The sequence below is a fragment of the Acinetobacter lactucae genome, assembly GCF_013344765.1.
GTDB classification, from domain to species: Bacteria; Pseudomonadota; Gammaproteobacteria; order Pseudomonadales; family Moraxellaceae; genus Acinetobacter; species Acinetobacter lactucae_A.
The window spans coordinates 1-2,721 of record NZ_JABVBF010000260.1 but is presented as its reverse complement, the minus strand read 5'-3'; the positions used below and the strand labels follow the sequence as shown (position 1 = coordinate 2,721).

The 2,721-nt window shown below is 35.2% G+C and carries 1 protein-coding gene; it reads left to right on the top strand.

The features are described from left to right. Positions 1–427: 427 nt before the first annotated feature. Positions 428–2,620, top strand: coding sequence for a TonB-dependent siderophore receptor (locus tag HUN22_RS16390; RefSeq protein ID WP_368074584.1), 2,193 nt, complete (start codon positions 428–430; stop codon positions 2,618–2,620). Positions 2,621–2,721 lie beyond the last annotated feature (101 nt).

Below are 2,721 nucleotides of genomic sequence, written 5' to 3'. Positions count from 1 at the left end.
ATTACAAGCACTTAAACCTATGCTTACTAAAGAAAATGCTAAAACTTTATGCACTACAAGCCATACCTTTATTCTCTGTTATGATATTTGAGAAGAATAATAAAATATAAAAGAAAATAGTATTTAGTTTGTTATTTTTGAGTTAATCGTAAGACTGCTGCATAACATTTTATTAATAAGTTGAATAAGCAATAACTTAAAAATTATCTGATGATCAGACAAGTCAAGAAGTGAATGAAATATATAAGTAATTAAAAAGATTGATAATTCAATCTAAATAAAAGCGAATAATTATTAATATTTTGTTGATAACAATTATCATTCGTGTTAGTTTTTGTGCCGAACTTTTGCTGCTATGTAACAAAGAGCAGAGTAGCAAAAGACTAAGGAATCTCGCACAGCACATTGGTTATTATGGAATTTTCTTATGTACACTCCGCCCTTTAGAAAAGCATTTAAAGCTCATCCTTTAGCATTTGCTATGGCTTTAACTGTTCCTTCAGTTGCTTATGCAGATGAGACAACTGGAACAGCCACTTTAGAAACGATAAAAGTACAAGCACAACAAGAAAATTCTGCAGTTACCGAAGGTTCGGGCAGTTACGCCGCAAAAAGCGCAAATACTTCTACAAAATTAAATTTATCTCTTCGTGAAACACCGCAATCGGTCAAAGTTTTAACTCGTGAATATTTAGATGATCGAAAAATCGATTCTTTTCAGGATTTAATGAACAATATTACGGGGGTCTCAACTTCACGTACTGATGAACGGCAAAGAGCTTATGCACGTGGTTTTGAGGTGGATTATTACTTACTGGATGGAATGCCGACTACAACCAACTTAAGTATAAGCGATCTTGATCTAGATATTTATGATCGCATCGAGGTAGTAAAAGGTGCTAATGGTTTAACCACAGGTGCTGGGAACCCGGCTATGGCACTGAACATGATTCGAAAACATGCAAACTCAAAAGAGCTTACTGGTAATGTCAGCACATCTTTAGGCTCGTGGAACTCTTGGAGTAGTTCGGCAGATATTTCTACACCACTTAATGCTGATGGTACATTGCGTGGTCGCATGTTTGTAAAGCATTCTGATGAAAAATCATTTATGGATTTTTATGAAAAAGAACGGAATGTATTTTATGGTGCCCTTGATTATGACTTGAGTGATAAAACAAGCATGTCGCTTGGTGCAACTTATCAAGAGTTACATCGTGATGGTATTCGTTGGGGCGGAACACCTGCTTTTTATACTGATGGGACTCGTACCAATTTTTCTAGAAGCTTAACAGTAAGTGCACCTTGGACATATTGGGATGTGAATACAACAGCAGTATTTGCAAATTTAAAACAGAATTTATTTAATGACATTAATTTAAATATTGCTTATACCTTCCGTAAAGAAGATACGGACTCCATGTTGCTATATACAGCTGGAAGAGTAGATAAGGCCACAAATACTAGTCCATTAGAAAATACGAATGATCCGAAGAATAAAATTGATTATGTTTCTGTATATGGTGCAAAAGCTGCAAATGAAGAAAACAATATTGATGTTTTTATTAATGCACCATTTACGTTATTTAATCGCCCTCAAGAAATCATTGTTGGTGGATCTTGGAATAAAAATGAAAAAACAAAAGATATTTTTGGTGGATCTAACACCAACCAAGACATTGAAAAATATTTAGGTGGGCCACTCAACTATAATGATATGGCTCAAGAGTTGCTTCAGCCTGTTGTTTTAAACGGTAAAAATGCGCTAAATGAAACCACACAAACCGCTGCTTATGTTGCTGGTAAATTTCAGATTCTGGATCCTTTGAAAATTATTGCTGGTGCACGTTTATCTAACTGGGAATACAAGTCTGAAAATGATAAAGGTAACCGTGAATTTAACAATGAATTAGCCCCATATGTTGGCGCTATTTATGATTTTGCCCAAGATCATTCTGTGTATGCGAGTTATACAGAAATTTTCAAACCTCAAGAACGTAAAGATGTAAATGATCAATATATTGATCCGATTACAGGTAAGAGTTATGAGGCCGGTTTAAAGAGCGAATGGTTTGGAGGGCGTTTAAATACAGCACTTTCAGTATTTCGAATAGAACAATCTAATTTTGCTGAATCGATACCTGGAGTATTTATTGTCCGTAACGGCACGCAAACTACAGAGCAGGCTTATCGCGCTGTGGATGGTGTTGAAAGTAAAGGTTTTGAGTTTGAAGCTGAGGGTGAGATTAACGACAATTGGGGTATTAACTTTGGTATTGCTAATTTTGAAGCAAAAGATGCAAAAGGCACCAAGGTTAATACGACAAACTCTCGAACAACTTCGAATCTATTTGTTAAGTACAAACTTGATCAATGGAGTGCAGGACTTGGTTTAAATTATAAGAGTAAATACTATACGGGCAGTGGTAGCTCTCGTATTGAGCAAGATGCTTATGTGTTAGCAAGTGCGATGCTTGGCTATCAGGTAGATAAAAATATTAAACTCCAATTCAACATCGATAATATATTTGATGAGAAGTATTACGAGGGTATTGGGGACAACTCAATGAATTGGGGAACACCAAGAAATGCAACGGTGAGTGTTCGTTATAACTTCTAATTACTGGCTCATTTAAATCTCTATTGAAAAGTCCTCTTGCGAGGACTTTTTCTATTTATTCAATATAATTTCTTGATAGACAGAATAGCTTTTATATACAT

Excerpts from the sequence above, each read along its gene's own strand:
- HUN22_RS16390 (WP_368074584.1), top strand. The coding sequence starts at position 428 with ATGTACACTCCGCCCTTTAGAAAAGCATTTAAAGCTCATCCTTTAGCA.